This window comes from Weizmannia sp. FSL K6-0777 (assembly GCF_038593185.1).
Lineage (GTDB): Bacteria > Bacillota > Bacilli > Bacillales > Bacillaceae_C > Weizmannia > Weizmannia faecalis.
Genome location: NZ_CP151971.1, coordinates 541,175 through 558,976, shown reverse-complemented (window position 1 = coordinate 558,976; position 17,802 = coordinate 541,175). Strand labels below are relative to the sequence as shown.

16 protein-coding genes are annotated in these 17,802 nt (G+C 45.3%); 4 read left to right on the top strand and 12 right to left on the bottom strand.

Translation table 11 applies throughout. From position 1 onward, the window contains the following. The first annotated feature begins 34 nt into the window (after positions 1 to 34). Positions 35 to 1,447 (top strand): glycoside-pentoside-hexuronide (GPH):cation symporter, encoded by a 1,413-nt coding sequence (locus tag NST70_RS02595; RefSeq protein ID WP_342475665.1) that lies wholly within the window; start codon positions 35 to 37, stop codon positions 1,445 to 1,447. Between the two features lie 62 nt (positions 1,448 to 1,509). On the opposite strand, the gene celB is transcribed toward NST70_RS02595, so the two are convergent. The 7 genes from celB to NST70_RS02560 form a co-directional block, all read right to left on the bottom strand. Continuing rightward, on the bottom strand, positions 1,510 to 2,793 hold the full coding sequence (celB, locus tag NST70_RS02590; RefSeq protein WP_342475663.1) for a PTS cellobiose transporter subunit IIC: 1,284 nt from the start codon (positions 2,791 to 2,793) through the stop codon (positions 1,510 to 1,512). Between the two features lie 12 nt (positions 2,794 to 2,805). After that, positions 2,806 to 3,891: a MupG family TIM beta-alpha barrel fold protein gene (locus tag NST70_RS02585; protein ID WP_342475662.1), complete on the bottom strand. Its 1,086-nt coding sequence runs from the start codon at positions 3,889 to 3,891 to the stop codon at positions 2,806 to 2,808. A 33-nt stretch (positions 3,892 to 3,924) separates the two neighbouring features. Further along, positions 3,925 to 4,236: a PTS lactose/cellobiose transporter subunit IIA gene (locus NST70_RS02580; protein ID WP_235801571.1), complete on the bottom strand. Its 312-nt coding sequence runs from the start codon at positions 4,234 to 4,236 to the stop codon at positions 3,925 to 3,927. 35 nt (positions 4,237 to 4,271) lie between these two features. Next, positions 4,272 to 4,604, bottom strand: coding sequence for a PTS sugar transporter subunit IIB (locus NST70_RS02575; RefSeq protein ID WP_014096149.1), 333 nt, complete (start codon positions 4,602 to 4,604; stop codon positions 4,272 to 4,274). Between the two features lie 124 nt (positions 4,605 to 4,728). Next, positions 4,729 to 6,591, bottom strand: a complete 1,863-nt coding sequence (locus tag NST70_RS02570; RefSeq protein ID WP_328228353.1) for a BglG family transcription antiterminator — start codon at positions 6,589 to 6,591, stop codon at positions 4,729 to 4,731. A gap of 158 nt (positions 6,592 to 6,749) precedes the next feature. Continuing rightward, positions 6,750 to 7,949 carry an MFS transporter gene (locus tag NST70_RS02565; RefSeq protein ID WP_110133808.1) on the bottom strand — a complete coding sequence of 400 codons (1,200 nt, stop codon included), beginning with the start codon at positions 7,947 to 7,949 and terminating at the stop codon, positions 6,750 to 6,752. Positions 7,950 to 8,488: 539 nt separating this feature from the next. Next, positions 8,489 to 9,502 (bottom strand): NADP-dependent oxidoreductase, encoded by a 1,014-nt coding sequence (locus tag NST70_RS02560; protein WP_046721833.1) that lies wholly within the window; start codon positions 9,500 to 9,502, stop codon positions 8,489 to 8,491. A gap of 725 nt (positions 9,503 to 10,227) precedes the next feature. On the opposite strand from NST70_RS02560, the gene NST70_RS02555 reads away from it, so the two are divergent. Next, the gene (locus NST70_RS02555) at positions 10,228 to 11,406 is read left to right on the top strand and encodes a CoA transferase (protein ID WP_046721832.1); all 1,179 of its coding nucleotides are present in this window, start codon (positions 10,228 to 10,230) and stop codon (positions 11,404 to 11,406) included. Positions 11,407 to 11,410: 4 nt separating this feature from the next. Next, positions 11,411 to 12,622: an acyl-CoA dehydrogenase family protein gene (locus NST70_RS02550; RefSeq protein WP_061577482.1), complete on the top strand. Its 1,212-nt coding sequence runs from the start codon at positions 11,411 to 11,413 to the stop codon at positions 12,620 to 12,622. 267 nt (positions 12,623 to 12,889) lie between these two features. On the opposite strand, the gene NST70_RS02545 is transcribed toward NST70_RS02550, so the two are convergent. The 3 genes from NST70_RS02545 to NST70_RS02535 all read right to left on the bottom strand — a co-directional run bounded on the left by NST70_RS02545 (position 12,890) and on the right by NST70_RS02535 (position 14,514). Next, complete coding sequence (locus tag NST70_RS02545; protein ID WP_017550185.1) at positions 12,890 to 13,213, bottom strand: DUF3870 domain-containing protein; 324 nt, start codon at positions 13,211 to 13,213, stop codon at positions 12,890 to 12,892. 130 nt (positions 13,214 to 13,343) lie between these two features. Beyond that, the gene (locus tag NST70_RS02540) at positions 13,344 to 13,607 is read right to left on the bottom strand and encodes a hypothetical protein (protein ID WP_014096156.1); all 264 of its coding nucleotides are present in this window, start codon (positions 13,605 to 13,607) and stop codon (positions 13,344 to 13,346) included. Between the two features lies 1 nt (position 13,608). Next, positions 13,609 to 14,514 (bottom strand): transposase, encoded by a 906-nt coding sequence (locus NST70_RS02535; RefSeq protein WP_328228360.1) that lies wholly within the window; start codon positions 14,512 to 14,514, stop codon positions 13,609 to 13,611. Between the two features lie 181 nt (positions 14,515 to 14,695). Here NST70_RS02535 and NST70_RS02530 point away from each other — a divergent pair, with 181 nt between their 5' ends. Then, positions 14,696 to 15,613 (top strand): aldo/keto reductase, encoded by a 918-nt coding sequence (locus NST70_RS02530; protein ID WP_179234195.1) that lies wholly within the window; start codon positions 14,696 to 14,698, stop codon positions 15,611 to 15,613. A gap of 137 nt (positions 15,614 to 15,750) precedes the next feature. Here NST70_RS02530 and NST70_RS02525 read toward each other — a convergent pair whose 3' ends face one another. Together NST70_RS02525 and NST70_RS02520 are read right to left on the bottom strand one after the other, a co-directional pair. Continuing rightward, positions 15,751 to 16,116, bottom strand: coding sequence for a DUF5684 domain-containing protein (locus tag NST70_RS02525; RefSeq protein WP_014096161.1), 366 nt, complete (start codon positions 16,114 to 16,116; stop codon positions 15,751 to 15,753). Positions 16,117 to 16,457: 341 nt separating this feature from the next. After that, positions 16,458 to 17,426 (bottom strand): LCP family protein, encoded by a 969-nt coding sequence (locus tag NST70_RS02520; protein WP_061086658.1) that lies wholly within the window; start codon positions 17,424 to 17,426, stop codon positions 16,458 to 16,460. Between the last annotated feature and the right edge of the window lie 376 nt (positions 17,427 to 17,802).

Here is a 17,802-nt window from a genome sequence, read left to right as displayed (position 1 = left end):
ATGTACTTTTTAAACCAGGTAGGAGGCGTTAAGAATGAAACAGTTGAAACAGTATTTGTCATATGCATTCGGGGCTTTTGGCCATGATGCTTTTTACAGCGCTTTAAGCACCTATTTTATGATCTTTGTCACCAGCCAGCTTTTCGACAGCACCCATTCGGGGTTGGGGGCGAAAATGATCGGGATTGTAACAACCATGATCGTCGTGATCCGTATCGCCGAAATCACGTTAGATCCGTTTATTGGCGGCGTCATTGATAATACGGAAACGCGGTACGGAAAATTTAAGCCATGGCTGTTTGTCGGAGCGGCTGTAAGCTCCATCGCGTTGATTCTTATTTTTACCAATTTAGGCGGTTTAACAACAAAAAGCCCGTATCTTTATTTGATTCTGTTTGGCATTATTTTTGTGATTCTTGATGTATTTTATTCTATTAAAGATATTTCTTTCTGGTCGATGCTGCCGGCCATAACGATTGACTCGGATAAAAGGGCCAAATTCGGCACGATTTCCCGTTTTGGCTCTACTTTAGGAGCTCAGGGCGTTGTCATCGCGGTTGTACCGCTCGTTACTTTTTTCTCCCATATTTTTTCCGGTACATCGGGTGAGACGGAAACACGCGCCGGGTGGCTCGGTTTTGCAATAGTCATTGCACTTGTCTCCTTTTTAGGGGCAATGGCCACCATTTGGGGAACGAAAGAAACAAAGAACTTGATCCGCGAAAACACCGAGAAGATTCGCCTTCGCGATGTTTTTAAAGTGCTCGGCAAAAATGACCAGTTAATGTGGCTGGCACTCTCTTATTTTCTTTTTGCTTTCGGGTATACGATTACAAACTCGCTTTTAATTTACTATTTTAGATATGTGTTAGGAAGACAGAGTGATTATTATTTAGTCGGCGTCATTACGGCCATCTTAGGAATGATTTCTGTCGCCCTGTTCCCGGTAATGGTGAAATGGGTGAAACGCAAAACCATTTACACCGGCGGCATTATATTCATGCTTTGTGGTTATGTGCTGTTTTTAACGGCCGGGCAACATTTAATTCCTGTTCTGGTTGCCGTTTCACTGTACTTTTTCCCTTATCCGATGATTTTCCTGGCTGCGCTGATGACGATTACCGACAGTGTGGAATACGGGCAATTAAAAAATGGGAACCGGAATGAGTCTGTCACATTAGCCGTACGCCCTTTGCTTGATAAACTCGCCGGCGCCTTTTCCAACGGGATTGTTGGGATAGCGGCCGTACTTGCTGGTATGACAGGGAATGCCCTTCCAAGTGATATCTCAAGCCATGGGTTGTTTACCTTTAAACTTTTCATTTTCTTCGGCCCGATGATTTTAATCGTCATTGCAGCATTGCTCTACTTTTTCAAAATCAGGCTGACAGAAGAAAAACACGCACAAATTGTAAAACAGCTTGAGCATAAATTAAGCGCAAAATAATACTGCTCTTTTATTTCCATTAAAAGGCGCTTGCCAAATAGGACAAGCGCCTTTTAAATGGATTAAGCAATGCTATCCTTCGTCGTTGGTTCCTGTTGTTCGTCCGTTTCATTTCTCAGCTCAGCCTTATCCATGCTGCGAACGAACGGGTAATAAATGCCGACAGATAAAGCCAGGGTAATGAGCTGGATGACTGCCCCGCTGATTTTCCCTCCGGTTGCAAGGTAACCGCTGATCACAGGCGGCATTGTCCATGGAACGACGATTCCTGCAGGTTTTGCCACCAGGCCGGTTGCCATTGAAAAATAAGTGATGATAGCAGTAACCATAGGCGTCAGCACGAAAGGAATGAGCAGTTTAAAGTTCAGCACGACCGGCAGCCCGAACAGTACCGGCTCATTGATGTTAAAAACACCCGGCGCGACAGAAAGCGAGCCCATCGCTTTATTGTTTTTGCTTCTCGCAAACAGCCACAGGCAAATGACAAGGCCGATCGTGGTGCCGCCGCCGCCCATCCAGACAAAATTCATCATAAACTCATTCGTTACAATATGTGGCAGCGCATGCCCCGCCTGAAATGCAATCCGGTTGGCATCCGTGTTTTGCAGCCAAATCGGCTGAATGACCGGATTGATCGTATTCGCCCCATGGATGCCGACAAACCAGAACAGGGAGTTTAAGGCAATGATGATTAACGTTCCCCATAAACTGCTACCCAACGCACCAAGCGGCTTTCCTAAAATACCGGTTAATAAAGTATGAATATTTTCCACACCGGCTAAACCAAGCAGCAAGTAGACCAAGCTCCAAACGAGGATGACCATGAACCCGGGAATTAAGGCCGCAAATGACTTTTCAACCGCTACCGGTACCCCTTCAGGCATTTTAATGGTAAAATTCTTTTGGACAAAAAATCTAAAAATTTCAGTCGAAATCAGTCCGATTAAAATGGCAACAAACAACCCGCCGCTGCCTACAAAAGCATATGGAATGCCAGAACCGGTTTTTGCCACCACATCCGGCGTTACAATGACAAAACTGGCCAAAGCCACAACCCCTGCGCTTACCCCGTCGACTTCATAATGGTCGGCAAGGCTCCTGGCAATGCCGAACACGGCGATAATCGCCATCAGGCCGAAAGAACCGTTTACAATTTTATTGAAGACAGGTGCTAGCTCAATCTTTGCTAACCAATCGGTGTAGCCGTTTATCGGCAGATTGCCCAGTATGAGAAAAAAAGAACCGATAATAATCAGCGGCATGCTGAGCAAAATTCCGTCTCTCAACGCCCGTAAATGTCTCTGGCTTCCAATCGCGCCGGCAATGGCCTCAATTTTCTCAAGCATCTCTTTTACCCCCTATGAAAAGATCAATTTGAAAGTGGACCAAGGCTGCAGGTAATCCAATAAGAAAACGGCTTCTTCTTTCACACGGCCGACAACATTGCGGTTTCCTTCGTTCTCCATCTCTTTCAATGCAATCTGAAGCTCCCCTTTGTACTGTCCAAAACGATCATTGCAAATTAACAGATCCCCGCGTTGAATCGGGCGCGTATCACCGGGCTCGATGTCGTGGTCCCGGAATTTTCTTCTTGTCACAGAAGAACGGATCATATATTCGGAACAATCCCCCCGGTACTGGTGAACTTCCTGCAAAATCTGATGTTCAATGTTTGACAGATTCGGCTGCAATTCCACTTCCAAAGAAGGATGGACATTCAAATAAACTGCTGACATGGCGCGCAACTCATCTTCCGTTGCATACGCATTGCCAATCAAAATATCATCAATGGTTCCCATGATGCGGTAGTGCGCCACCTGGGTCAGCAGGCTGAGTTTGCGGTGCTGTTCCAGTGTGCAAAGCCCGGACTGGACCGGCCACGGCCCGAGATCCCCATAGCGGGAAGTGACAAACGCTGCAGTATGAATAGGGTATCCCCGGAAAACGGCTGTCGTTTGTTCAAAATGTTTCTGTGAAAGGCCCGAGTATCTCTGCGGATAAAAATTATGGGAGGCATATAGTTTTTCTGTATTCGGCCTGTAACTCATGATATGATCGATATACCTTGTTCCTGAACTCATATTAACTTCAATCTTGAGGCCGTACGGGTTTTGCGTCATTTTGGCTTCTTCAGCCCCGGTGAATCCAAGATCAAGACGGATGCCGGATGCCCCAAGATCTTTAAAAAAGCCGAGATCATCGTAACGGATCCCCAATTGTTCAAACAAACCCGGATTGATATCGAGTATCGTCTCCATACCGATTGCGTTTCCATAGTGGATAATATTTTTAAATTTCTGAATAACTTCTTCCTTATTCCCCTGAATTTCCAGCAAACTTGCAAAAATTCTTGTAAAATCGTATTTCTTTGCCAGATCCAAATAAGCTTTGTCCTCTTCAAAACGGCTGCGCGACGGATAAATAGAAATACCGATTTGTCCCAAATGGCACACGCTCCTCTCTGTAAATGGCTGCAGTTACCCTTTTGTCGTGACCTTCATATTTTGATAGACTTCTACCAATTCCCTTGCCAGATCTAAAAAAGTAATGGCATTCATCAAATGATCCTGCCCGTGTACCATAAGAAGTGATACGAAAATCGTTTGGCCGGATGCTTCCTGTTTTAAAAGATTGGTCTGAGCCTGGTGGGCCACCAGTAATTCCTGATCCGCCTCTTCCAGCTTTTGCCGGGCCATCGGAAAGTCCCCTTGCTTCGAAGCGTCCAGCGCCTCCATCCCAATGCTTTTGGCATTGCCGCTGTGAACAATCAAATCCATGACGACATCCATTGTTTGCGGTTCTTCCAAATTGCACACCCCCTTCCTTATTTGCCGGCGTTTACAAGTTGCAACGCAGCATCCAGTACTTTTTCGCCATTCATTTTTCCGTAGTCTTTCATGTCAATGACGGCCAAAGGAATATCCGTTTTTGCCAGCGTTTTTTCATATTTCTTTTTCATATAACGGACTTGCGGGCCCAAAAGCAGCACATCCACATGTTCCTTTGTCAAAAATTTATCCGCTTCCGTTGAGGACATGGCCATTACTTCTGCGTTGATCCCCCGGTCCCGGGCGGAATTTTGCATTTTTTCCATCAGCAGGCTGGTGCTCATGCCTGCCGAGCAAACCAATAAGATCCGGATTTTTTCGTCTCCCATGATGCTCTCCTCCTGTCTTTTCTTGACACTTTCATTATAATTTGAAAAAGTTTTACTTTTATTCCGGTTTTTTTCCGCTTGCAAGTGGAAAAAATCAAACAAAAAAGCCAATTGCAAAAAGCAATCAGCCCGCCTCCATGCATTGTATCAACTCTTCCACTGTGTTGCTTTTGATGATCTTCTGAACGGCTGCTTTGTTTTGGACGATCCCGGTTAAATACTTATACATCGCATTCAGATTGCCGCCTTCTTTTCCGACATTAAGCAAACAAACCAACTGCACTTTTTTGTCTTCATCCCACTGAATCGGCCGGGCAAGTGTACAAATTGTCCAAAAGGTGCGGTGGGTAACCGGTTCAAGCGGATGCGGGACTGCGACCAGGTTGCCAAAAGCAGTGGATGCAATCGCTTCCCTTTTCAAAACAAGTGTTGCATAATTTTCCGGAACGGCATGCTGTTCAACCAGTTTTTTGCATAAAAATTGAATGACTTTCTCCTTGCTGTCCAGCTCCTGATGGATAAATATTTTGGAAGGCGCCATATATTTCTGCACATTCCCTTTCAGACGGCCGATTTCCCGTTGGATGTGGATAGCATCATTCTCTTCCAAAAAGTGACTGACCACCACAACAGGCACTTCTAAATGATCGGGAATCATGATCGTGCTGACAATCAGGTCTACCCGTGACAAATCATAATCAGAGAGAGTGTAATAGCTGATCGTGTCCACAATCTCCATCTCATTTGCAAATCTGTTTTCCAGCTGATAGGACAAAATTTTGGCGCTGCCCAACCCTGTCGCGCACACAACAAGAACACGCTTCTTCTTTCTCATTCGCTCAAGCGCGATGGCAATATGAATGGCAAGATAACTGATTTCGTCCTCATTCACCTTTTTATGGATAACCGCTTCAATGCACTCGCCGGCAGCGACTGCCCCTTCAAAGGCGATGGGAAACTTGGTTTTCATTTCATTCAGCAATGGGTTCCGGATATGCATCTTATATTTCATCCGATTCAAAGATGTGTGCAGATGCAATGTCAGCCCGTTTCTGAATTCCTTGTCATTGCTAAAATCCCAACGAAACTGAGTTTTTAGTTTATGGAGGATGGCGTTAACAATATCATCAATCTCATCGGATACTTGCCGCGCTACATGCTTGGAAATCAGTTTTGTCCCCAGTAAATGGACGAGAATATAGTCTATTTCTGCAGGGGGAAACGGGATGCCGACCGATTTTTCCACTTCCCCGGTAATTTCCTTTGCCACTTTCCTTTCAAAAGTGTAGGATTCTTTAAAGTGAAATGGCAACGGCTCAATCGTGAACCCGTCCTCGATTCTCTTGCATGCAAGGGTAATATGGGTTGCCAAATTTTGCAATTCTATATCGGAAAAGCGTAGCCGGTATTTGGAAATAATGCGAATCAAGATTTGCTTTACTTTTTGGAATAAATCCTGATTGAACGGGGTATTTTGTTGACCCGGCTTATTTTGCCAGCCAAAAATGGAATCCGCCAGGCACAGCCTTTTTTTGAATTCACCGCCCTCCACTTTTGTTCCGTAATGCGGACGGTTAGCCAGAGTTAAGTCGTACTTTTTTAATATTTTTCTTACCTTTTTCAAATCAGTATGAAGTGTCGACTTTGAAACATATAGGTCTGCTTCCAAATCTTCCAGCCTCACATAATCTTTTTCCAGCAGCAAACGCTTTAAAATGTACTTGACCCTTTCCTCCTGTTCTGCAAAAAGCCCGTTTTCCTCTAACTGGAGCAAACGACGATAGTCCACTTTTTCAAGGAGATATCCTTTTCCCCTGAGCACTTTCAATTTTACGCCAAGCGCATCGCTCTTCTGTTGGATTTGCCGAATTTCCTCCCTTACCGTCCGGTCGCTAATGCCCAGCCGTTCACCGATGGCCTTCGCATTCAGAGGGCCTGCCGACTTTTGTAACAACCATAATATTTGTTTTTGCCGATTCGAAATCAAAGCTTCTATTCCCCTTTCACTGCCCTGTTTAAAAGAAGCTGTCCATCCATATTTTACAGAACGATATACGAAAAAGGGTGCTTCCGCCGTTTCGAAGCATCCTCTTTTGGAAAACTTTTTTGAAAAACTATTCGCCTCTTGCCCCTACCGCAAAGACTTCACCTCGCATGTGATCGTTCTTTCATTAACGGGAAGGCAAAGCAGAGGCCAATGATAAAAAATAACGCCGCAATTTCGAAAACAGCCGTCACTGACAGCCATGTTTTCACCAGGCCGGCAAGGCTCATCGTGATCACCATTGCCCCCGTGAAAAGCGGGTAAAGCGTGCCGTTCACCCTACCAATATAGTCCGCTTCCGTATTTTGTAAAACCATCGTGCTAATCCCGATTTGAATGCTTGGCAAGAACAGGCCGGAAACCAGCTCCGCAGCAAGCGTCAGCCAAAGAGAAGTTGACGCGCCAATCACCGCAAGCCCGAGGGCATTCGCGAGCAACCCGGTAAAGAGCAATTTAAGCGGGGAGACGGATCTCGAAAAAAACATTGAAAACGCGCCGCCTGCAATCATGCCGATCCCGTTTACCATTACGAGCCACTGGAGGTATTCTTTCGGCAGGCCGAGGCGATCGGTTACAAGAAAAATGTTCATCGGCTGAATGAGACCAACGCCGAGCCCGGCAGTAAGAAATCCGCAGCCAAGCAGCTTGAGTTCCTTTTTTGCAAGCACATAACGAACCCCGCTTTTCATTTCCTGGAAAATATTTGTCGCATTTTCAGCTTTTTTTACCTTTTCATCGCGCGGAATAAAAGACAAGGCCGCTGCGGAGAGCAGGAAAGCTACGCCGGTAATGGTTATCGAAAGATCAATGCCTAACCTTTGATAAGCAAACGTGCCGATCACAGGGCCAAAAATCATGAACACGGCATAAATCGTCTGGTAGACCGCCATCCCCTGCTGAATCAGGCGTTCTTCCAGATGTATTTTAAACAGCTTTAAACCTGACGGCTGTGAAAACTGCGATAAAGTGGAAGAAACGAGCATGGCAAAAAAGATCACCTGCCACGAACCAAATATAAGCGCCCCGATCACGACAAAAACCGAGGTGGCACTCAGCAAATCGCACCAGATCATCGTTTTCTTTGGCTGCCAGCGATCCGCATATGCCCCGCCGATAAAACTAAAGATGAAAATGGGCAAATAGTCTGCGACTGAAATCATTGATACCGCAAGCGGATTTCCGTTCGTTTTATCTGTAACAAACAACAGGACGGCAAAATTCCGTACCCAGATCCCGGCTTGCAAAAATAGTTCCGATAAAAAGATCATCCGGACAAACCGGTTAGTTAGCAGTTCTCTCAAATTTATATCCCCCTGCGCCGACACCATTGTGCCCCTATCATACCGGAATCACCAGGCGTGTGCAAGGTAAAGATATTTGACGATTTTCCCTCCGCACAGCCGGATTCTTGTGGTGAAATCATGAAAACTCCGCCAATAAAAAGGAAGATTTGCATGAGACCTGTTCGGTTTTTCATTGTGCTTTTAGCCTTTTTGAACATCTGTTAGATTCCAGAAACACGCGGGAAACAGAAAGCGTTGGGGAAAAGACATCTTGCTCTGCCTTTCTCTCATTACACTCCGGTTTATAAACGCGGATTCAGCCACGGTCCAAATTTTTGGCCGACTTTACAGCATAATCAGGAATTCTTCTATATAAAAGAAGCAAGAACAATGCCCGGCCTTATTGTGAAATTCCATATAGCTGGGTGAATGCACAAAAGAAGGACATAACTTGTTGTCAAGTATGGCAGCCTCGATCCTCGACCCATACCTAATCAATGCATCGTTATGTCCCGACTGGTGCAGCCATACACCAATGATGATTGTTTCTTTCTACATTATTCAAATTCGCTGATTTTCACCAGCTGCTTTCCGATATTTTTTCCTTTAAACAAATCGAGAAAAGCGTCAATGATCGAATCAAAACCTTCTGTTATCGTTTCTTCATATTTTAATTTGCCTTCGTTCAACCAGGCAGCAAGCTGGGCGCCGGCTTCTTTAAAGCGGGAACTGTAATGGCCAACTGTAAAACCTTGCATCAGCGAACTCGTTTTGATTAAATATTGCTGTACACGCGGCCCGACATCCGGCTCTGTTTTATTGTAAGCGGATATGGCACCGCATACCGGAATGCGCGCAAAATCGTTCAACAGCGGGAAGACCGCGTCGGAAATTTCACCGCCGACATTGTCAAAATAGACATCAACACCGTCAGGGCATGCTTCCTTAAGTGCCTTTCTGACATTTTCCGTTTTATAATTAATGGCTGCATCAAACCCTAACGTTTCTGTCAGATAGCGGCATTTTCCCTCAGATCCGGCAATTCCAACAGCACGCGCTCCTTTGATTTTTGCGATCTGGCCGACAGTGGAGCCAACCGCCCCTGCAGCACCCGATACAACCACTGTCTCACCTGCTTTCGGCTTCCCAATATCGAGCAGACCGAAATACGCAGTGAGCCCGGTCATTCCAATAATGCCAAGATGGGTCGTTATGGGTGCAAGATCGGGATCCAGCTTCCGGATCGTTTTTTCATGCGCAATAGAATACGTTTCCCAACCAAGCGTGCCGATCACGATGTCGCCCTTTTTAAATTGGGCGGACTGCGATGCGACAACCTGTCCGATCACGCCGCTTACAATGACATCATTCAGCTGAAAAGGCGGGATATACGATTTCACATCTTCCATTCTTCCCCTTAAGTACGGATCAACGGAAATATATACATTTCGAATTAGCACTTCGCCTTCACCTGGTGTGCCAATTGGCGCTTCGGTAAAAGCGAAATCCTCCATTGTTGGCGTTCCAACAGGCCTTCTTGCCAGCCGGATCTGTTTTTTGTTCCCATCCATGAAAATCCCTCCTGAACAACCATTTTCCTATAATTTAACATTCCCCAATTCCGCGGTCAAAAATAAAACAATCAAGTTTTTCCGGATATTGGCATTCAACCTACATTGGATAAGAATGAAATCCGAAACGATCACGCGCTATGCGAATGCACTTTAGGACTGTATGGATAGGCCGCCGCTATCAGCATGGCCAATCTGACTGTTTGTTTTGATTTTCTAATAAAAATATTCAAAAACGATTTACAATTTCGCTGGATTGGATTATCCTATATACATAACATCCGCCAAGCTTTGTGCGATGTTACCTTCCCGGAATGCGTGAACAAAGCCAGCCGGGGGTAATCCAATTAGGGCTTGCTGAACGAATCCGATTCTAAGTTTGTACCCAATTTGTCTGCAAGCTCTGTCTCAAAAATTTAGAAGAATCCTTTTGCGAAAAGGGGAGATTTCATCTTCTCCATACGTTGAATCGGGTTTCGAGTGCAAGCATTTCCCTGGATCTGTGGTAAAACCTTTGCATTTAAATGGTTGCCAAAGCTGTTAGCAGCCTTGCCAAATCGAGGAACTTTGCTTATTCAGCAAGCCCCAATTAAAGAAAGACATAACTGTTTATTCTGCCTGCTTATCCCGCAAGATAAGCTGTCCGGCAGAAAAAGCCAGTCATTTTATCCGTGCCTCATGGATGCAATGCTGGCTTTTTCTACTTTTTGAAAGGAGTGGATAGGTTGAAATCCGCATTGTCCGGGATAAAAGTGCTTGATTTAACAAGAGTGCTGGCCGGGCCTTTCTGCACGATGATCCTTGGCGATCTCGGTGCAGAGGTGATCAAAGTCGAAGCACCCGGCGGCAGTGACGAAACACGGGGATGGGGACCACCGTTTCAGCAAAACGTAAGCGCTTACTATTTGTGCACCAACCGAAATAAAAAAAGCATTACGCTAGATTTAAAGCGTGAAAGCGGAAAAGAAATCATTCGCAGGCTGGCGAAAAATAGCGATGTTGTCATCCATAATTTTAAAACCGGTACGATGGAGCGACTTGGGCTTGGATACGAAACGCTCCGGACACTCAACCCGCGGCTCATCTACTGTTCGATTACGGGGTTCGGGGAAACCGGCCCGTACAAAGATTTGCCCGGCTACGATTTTATCATCCAGGCGATGAGCGGGCTGATGAGCATCACAGGCGAAGAAAACGGGCCGCCGCTGAAGACAGGCGTCGCCATTACCGATGTTTTAACAGGGCTTTACGCCTGCATCGGCATAGAGGCTGCCCTTTTGGCAAGGGAGCATACGGGGAAAGGGCAGAAAATCGACCTTTCGCTTTACGATTCAGCTACAACGGCCCTTGTTAATATTGCCAGCAACTTTCTTATGTCGGGTAACATTCCCGGACGGCTAGGCAACCGGCATCCCAATATTGTTCCCTATCAATCTTTTCAAACGAGCGACGGGGAGATTGCGATCGCCGTTGGAAACGACCGCCAGTTTCAGACGCTTTGTGAATTGCTCGACCTGGGGCAACTTGCATCGGATGAAAGATTCGCGACAAATCCGAAACGGGTAGAAAACCGTGAGACATTGATCCCGATTTTGGAAAAAGTTTTTCGAACCCGACCGGTTTCCTTTTGGCGGGAAGCATTGGAGAAGCGGAAAATTCCGTGCGGTCCAATCCAAAACCTCGAGCAGGTGGCGGCCGATCCGCAGCTTGAGGCAAGGGAAATGTTGATTAAAATGGAGCACCCGATTGCCGGGGAAATCAAACTTGTTGCAAGCCCGTTGAAACTATCTGAAACCCCTGTCCGGTACGTGCAACACCCGCCCATGCCGGGAGAGCACACAGAAGAGATTTTACGCAGAATCGGATTTTCACAAGAAGAAATTGAAGCGTACAAGGAGGAATGAAATCATGCATTTTGAACTGACGGAAGAACAGGAACTTTTAAAGAAAACCGTACGGAATTTTGTAGATAAAGAGATTATGCCTTTTATTCGCGAATGGGATGAAAACCACCATTTTGAAACAAGCCTGTTGAAAAAGCTGGCGGATCTCGGCCTGATGGGGGTCTGCATCCCGGAGAAATATGGCGGAAGCGGCATGGACTATAACGCGCTCGCGATTGTTTGCGAAGAACTCGAGCGGGGGGATACCGCCTTCCGAACGGCCGTGAGCGTCCACACTGGCTTAAACAGCTTGACCCTTTTGCAGTGGGGAACAGAGGCACAAAAGCAGAAATACCTTGTCCCGCAGGCAAAAGGCGAGAAAATCGGGGCATTCGGCCTCACGGAACCTGGCGCGGGCTCGGATGTTGCCGGCATTGGCACAACGGCCGAAAAAGACGGGGACTTTTATATCTTAAACGGGCAGAAAACATGGATCTCGCTTTGCGATGTCGCGGACCATTTTCTCGTATTTGCTTACACTGATAAAGCGAAAAAGCATCACGGCATTTCCGCATTTATCGTGGAGCGTACAATGCCAGGTTTTTCTTCAAAAGCCATTAAAGGCAAACTCGGGATCCGAGCCGGAAACACCGGGGAACTGTTCTTTGACAATGTGCGGGTGCCAAAAGAAAACCTGCTTGGAGAAGAAGGCGAAGGGTTCAAAATTGCCATGTCGGCGCTCGACAATGGCCGCTTTACCGTGGCAGCCGGCGCGTGCGGGTTAATCCAGGCCTGCCTTGAAGCAAGCGTCAAATACTGCCATGAGCGGAAAACATTCGGGCATGAAATTGGCAAACACCAGCTTGTCCAGCAAATGATTGCGAAAATGGAAGCAGGCTACCAAATGAGCCGTCTCCTCGTTTTCCGCGCTGGCGAACTGAAAAACCAAGGGAAGCGCAACACCCGCGAAACCTCGCTCGCCAAATGGCAAGCGTGCGACTTCGCCAATGAAGCCGCCAACGATGCCGTCCAAATTCATGGCGCGTACGGCTACTCAAGCGAATACCCGGTTGAACGCTACTTGCGCAACTCGAAGGCACCGGTCATTTACGAAGGCACCCGCGAAATTCACACGATCATGCAGGCAGAATACGTCCTCGGTTATCGTACGGACAAACCGCTCAGCAAAATGCTGCCGGGCTGGCCGTTTACAGAAAGCGGTGCGGAGGAATCGTAACGGCGCAACATCTTCAATGAAATACCAGTAGCCTCGGTATAGAAATTTTTAACGGCGTCATAAGCGGCAACAGTCTTGCTGGCCGAATCCGTTGTGGCTTTTTTTCCGGCTCATTCAGCAAGTGCTGCAATGTTTGCCATCCATAGAAAGGATATCTGCAAAAATGGCTTTCGAGTGCAAAGCTTTTTCTCATTTTCTATAAAAAACTTGCCTATAAAGTTTACTAAAGGGCTCAGAATATGGTGAAAGCACGATTTGGATAGGGGGCTATTCCCCCTGTTTTGTTTTCAATACGAGATGATACTGTTTATACAAATCTTTAAAAGCAGAAATTAAGGCATTTGAAGCTTTGCCTAAGTAAAATTCCTGCAGTTGCTTCAATGGTTCCTCAATTCCATCATTTAAACTGTAACCCTTAAGCAGATGGGAAATAAATTTCCTTCCGTGCTCCGTAGCCAGTGTACAGGAGACATCAAGAATGACACCGTACCTCATCTCAATTTCCGCCGTTATCGTCAAAGTATCATAAATATTTTGGGCCGCCATCCCGGACGGAAGCTTCGCATGGCCCGCGATAAAAGCAGTTTGCATCAACATCCCCCATTCGTGTAAAGCTTTATTCTTTATTCAGCAGCATGGCGGAGAATTCCTTGTACAGGCAAACGAGCGTACTTCAAAACCGCCTACTGCAGGCTGGCAGTTTTGAAGTACAATGGTGTTCTTACCAATTGTTCTCCCTGTTGATTTTCATGATCTCGTCCTCACTCAAGCCGGATGCTTGGACGATGGCCTTCACATCCACTTGATTTTTTAGCAAGTTGATAATCAATCGTGTTCTTTCTTCTTCTCTTCTCTCCTTTACTCCTTCTTTAAATCCTTCTTTAAATCCCTCTTTAAATCCTTTTTTATATCCGAGGTCATAATAATAGTTCGGCAAGTCTAAAACAACTTCTTTTCCATCCACACCAGGCAGTCTGACTTCCATCTTATGAATGCTCCAGTTGCTGTTTTATTTTTTCCACTTCTGTCTGGGTCAGGCCTGTTTTTTCTACAATTAATTGAAGCTCCATACCCGCCTGCAACATTTTGATGGCAATTGGAATCGTTTGTAACATTTCTTTTCTCTCTTCTTCTCTTCCCTTCTTATACCCGCGGTCAAAGTAAGAATTCGGCAGCTTCAATACTTGCTCTGCTTCGTCTGGGTCCAGCATTTGAATGTTTTCCATTACTTCCGCCTCCTCTTTTTCGTTTAATTTTAAATAATAATCAAAGAAACCGTGTAACAGCCTCATTTTTGCAGGGTCAAGTTCCATCCGGGCCAGCATCCGCAGAAACTCCAGTTTGACCTGCACCCGTTCTTTTTCTGTGTACCCCATTTTGCTTAATAATGCCGCAGCAACAGGGTTGTCGCTCCGGATATAATTTCTCCAATTTTGTTTCATCAGATGAATGGATAAATAGTGAAAACGAAGAATTTCAATATTGTGGAACGCAAAGGTGTACGTATCAGGGGTTTCTGTTTTCTCCTCATAACTGAAAACGGCAATCGGCAATACCGGTTTCCGGTGCCGGAGACTGATCATCATGTAATAACGAAACATGCGTTCAGGAAAAGGCTTCTCGTAATACGACTGCGGATCTACATGGATGAGAATCACCGTGTCTTTCCCTTTTACCTTTGTTTCGGCAAGGATGTCAACCCGTTTTTGCTCACCGCCCGGAAAGTCCGTAAACTGTTCCTGCGACAAAAACCGCACCCGGCGGTAGTCGAGATCCGCTGACACATCCGGGAAAAACGCCTCCATAAACTCCTGAAAAAAGTTTTGGATCAGCTCTTTAAACAAACGATCATGCACGTGATAACCGGCATGTTTTTCCATTACCAATCCAATGGCAGCACTCCTTTTCTTATTTTTCAGCTTTATTATAAAGGACAAACGTTCGTTTTTCAAGTAGATTTTTCAATTTGCAAATTTGATCCGGCGTCCCCTGGTTATGCGAGTGCTTTTCTTTGACTTTGCAGATGATCCAAATCCATAATAAAATGTGAAGCATTTTACAGGAGGGATGAAGATGAATCGGATCAATCTTGGCAAGAGCGGTATATTAGGATCAGAAGTTGCGTTAGGCTGCATGCGGATGAACGGGTTGTCGGAAAAAGAAACGCAAACGATGATTGAAACAGCAGTCGAGCACGGCATTAATTTCTTTGACCATGCCGATATATACGGAAAAGGAGAATCAGAGAAAATTTTTGCAAATGCGCTGAAAAACAGTTCCATCAAGCGGGAAGATATCGTTCTCCAATCAAAATGTGGCATTGGCGACAAGATGTATGACTTTTCCAAATCGCATATTTTAAAAGCGGTTGACGGCATCCTAGAACGGCTCCAAACCGATTACCTGGATATACTCCTGCTTCACCGTCCTGATCCGTTAATGGAACCAGAAGAAATTGCCGAAGCTTTTTCAGAGCTACAAAATGCCGGCAAAGTCCGCCAGTTCGGGGTCAGCAACTTCCATCCGTACCAAGTAGATCTTGTCCAAAAATACATTTCTCAAAAACTGATTGTCAACCAGTTGCAGTTCAGCATCGCGCATACCGGTATGATTGACTTCGGGATGCACGTCAATATGAAAGACGAACGCAGCATCAACCATGACGGCGGAATTCTGGAATATTCCCGCCTGCATGATATCACCATTCAAGCTTGGTCGCCGTTCCAGTACGGATTCTTTGAGGGCGTCTTTATCGATGATCCAAAATTCCCGGAATTGAACGAAAAACTTGGCCAATTGGCACAAGCACAAGGCGTGTCCAAAGAGGCAGTCGCGACCGCGTGGATTTTAAGGCATCCGGCAAAAATCCAAGTCATTGCCGGAACAATGAACCCGGAAAGGCTGAAAAAAATCACAGAAGCATCAAAAGTAAGTCTTACCCGCCGAGACTGGTATGATATTTATTTTGCTGCCGGCAACGATTTGCCTTAACGGGTATATTGTTGGATCCAAAAACAGCAGTGGGCCTCGTGATCGTTTCCCTTTTAAAACAACAGAACAGCTTTCCCGCTTTAGCTTCATAATGATAAAAAGATGCCGTACCAAACAACGGCATCTTTTTATCATCCTTACACTGCTTCCCTTTCCACGTACTTCGTCTCGTCGGAAAATGCCCAAACGATCCATAAAATTTGATAAACTATGGGAATAAAAATATACAACAGTACATAGGCGCCATGCTTGCCGAATGCTTGAAGCAATTTCACTTGCCAAATGATAATAAAAATAAAGTTCACAACCGGGACGAGCAGAATGAGCACCCACCAGCCGCTTTTCTTAATCAAAAGAAGCTGCTGGATCACATTACAGACCGGGACCCAAGCCATCCAGGCAATGTCTCCGCGCCCGGCTTTTTGGGCCAACTTCATAAATGCCATGCCATTTAAAACATAAAGCGCAATTGCAATAAAGACGGCGTATAAAATTGTTGCCATTATGATACCCCCACTGAATTAGATTTCCGGCGTTGTACACCAGACTTATAAAATATTTATGACCCGGCCCCTCCCATCATGCCTCCGTAAAAACAAAGCAACCTTATCTGGAGCCTTGCTCTTGTCTGCCTTCAAAATACCGGGCCTTTACATACAGAAAAAGTAATTAACCCTATTAGCTTACGTAGCAATCTGTTTATTTTCCACGCAAAGTAGATGGCCGCTTTTTCTGGCCGTTCACTTTCCAAAAAATTCAAGTGGATAAAATTCGTTTGAAACCTAAATTGTCCCCGCTTATCCCAGCTCCATCATGCAAATCACAATCCCAATTCCGAATCCTTTTATTCAAAATGCTCCATTGTCTTTTTCAATGCCGTCTGGTCGAGGACGATTTCCGAGTTGTTGTTTTTTAAAATATCGTCGTACATGCTTTTCGATGTGCCGTTCAGCTGGTAATAGGTCACTTGCTTATCTGTGTTAAGATTTTTTACAAGCAGACCAAGACTCGCGATATCTGTTTTTGACATATTGGTAGCAATGACAAATTCAGATGATTTGTCCACCAGTTTTGGCAGTTTCGTTAAATTTTTCGGTTGAAGTGCGGTTTTGGCAATACCGATCAACACTTTTTCCTGCAGCAGCTGGCGGTCATAGTCCACGTTTTTCAACGAATAGCGTTCGTGTACAAGCTCTGTCACCATTTCTCCGTCAAGCGTCTGCGTACCTTGTGCAATTACTCTTCCTTTGTTTTCCGGGTACCAGGGGTGTGTCAGTTTTACATCAAACGGCACATCCACATCAATCGTCCCCAGCGCATCCACCATCGACTGCAAGCCTTCATAATTCGTTTCCACATAATAGTTGACCGGTACGCCTGTCAATTGGCTGATTGAATTGATAGCGGCTTTAATCCCGGCTGTTGTGCCACCTGTAGCTTGTTTAATATATTGCACGCTTGTCAGTTTCGTATAGCCGTAGCCATCAAGATACACGCGCGTGTCACGGGGAATGCTGGCCATGTTATACTTGTGCTTATTCAGATCGACATGAAGCAAGATAATCGAATCCGAATGTCCTACCTTCTGCCCTTTCCGTTCGTCTGAACCGAGTAAAAGGACATTGAATACGTTTTCCTTCATTTTGGGTGTTGTTGTGCCTTGGCTGCCCGGGTTGTTCCCAGTTTTAGAGACGGTCGGTACGTTTTTAAAATGGTTCTCCGGCTGCAGCTTTTGGTATGCAAAATAAGCCACCCCGCCGCCCAATACAACAACCGCCAGTAAAATGGATAAAAAGATCCTCAGTTTTTTCATCATTTCCCCCAAAATCGTTTATGTGTAAACTATTTAAATTATATAACATTTTTCCATCCAAGACTATACATTTCGACAAAATTTTGTTGTAGTTGGCAACTTATTCATATAATGCCTCACCTTCCCCATGATGCCACAAGTTGAAAATTTGTCTGTCACCATAACAATGAGTCCATAGTTTCCTGTCCTATGAAGAACCTTGTCATATTTTTTCAGATTGAAAGTCCCAACTTTTAATTGGAATCCATCCGCAGACCCGCTGCTGATCAGTTGGTACTAACTGACCTCCGCAGAATTACTGAACTACTCTGAAAATCAGGGTTAGCAGCTTTAAAAATACGATAAATCCCTCATACAAAAGTCCTATAAAAATTGT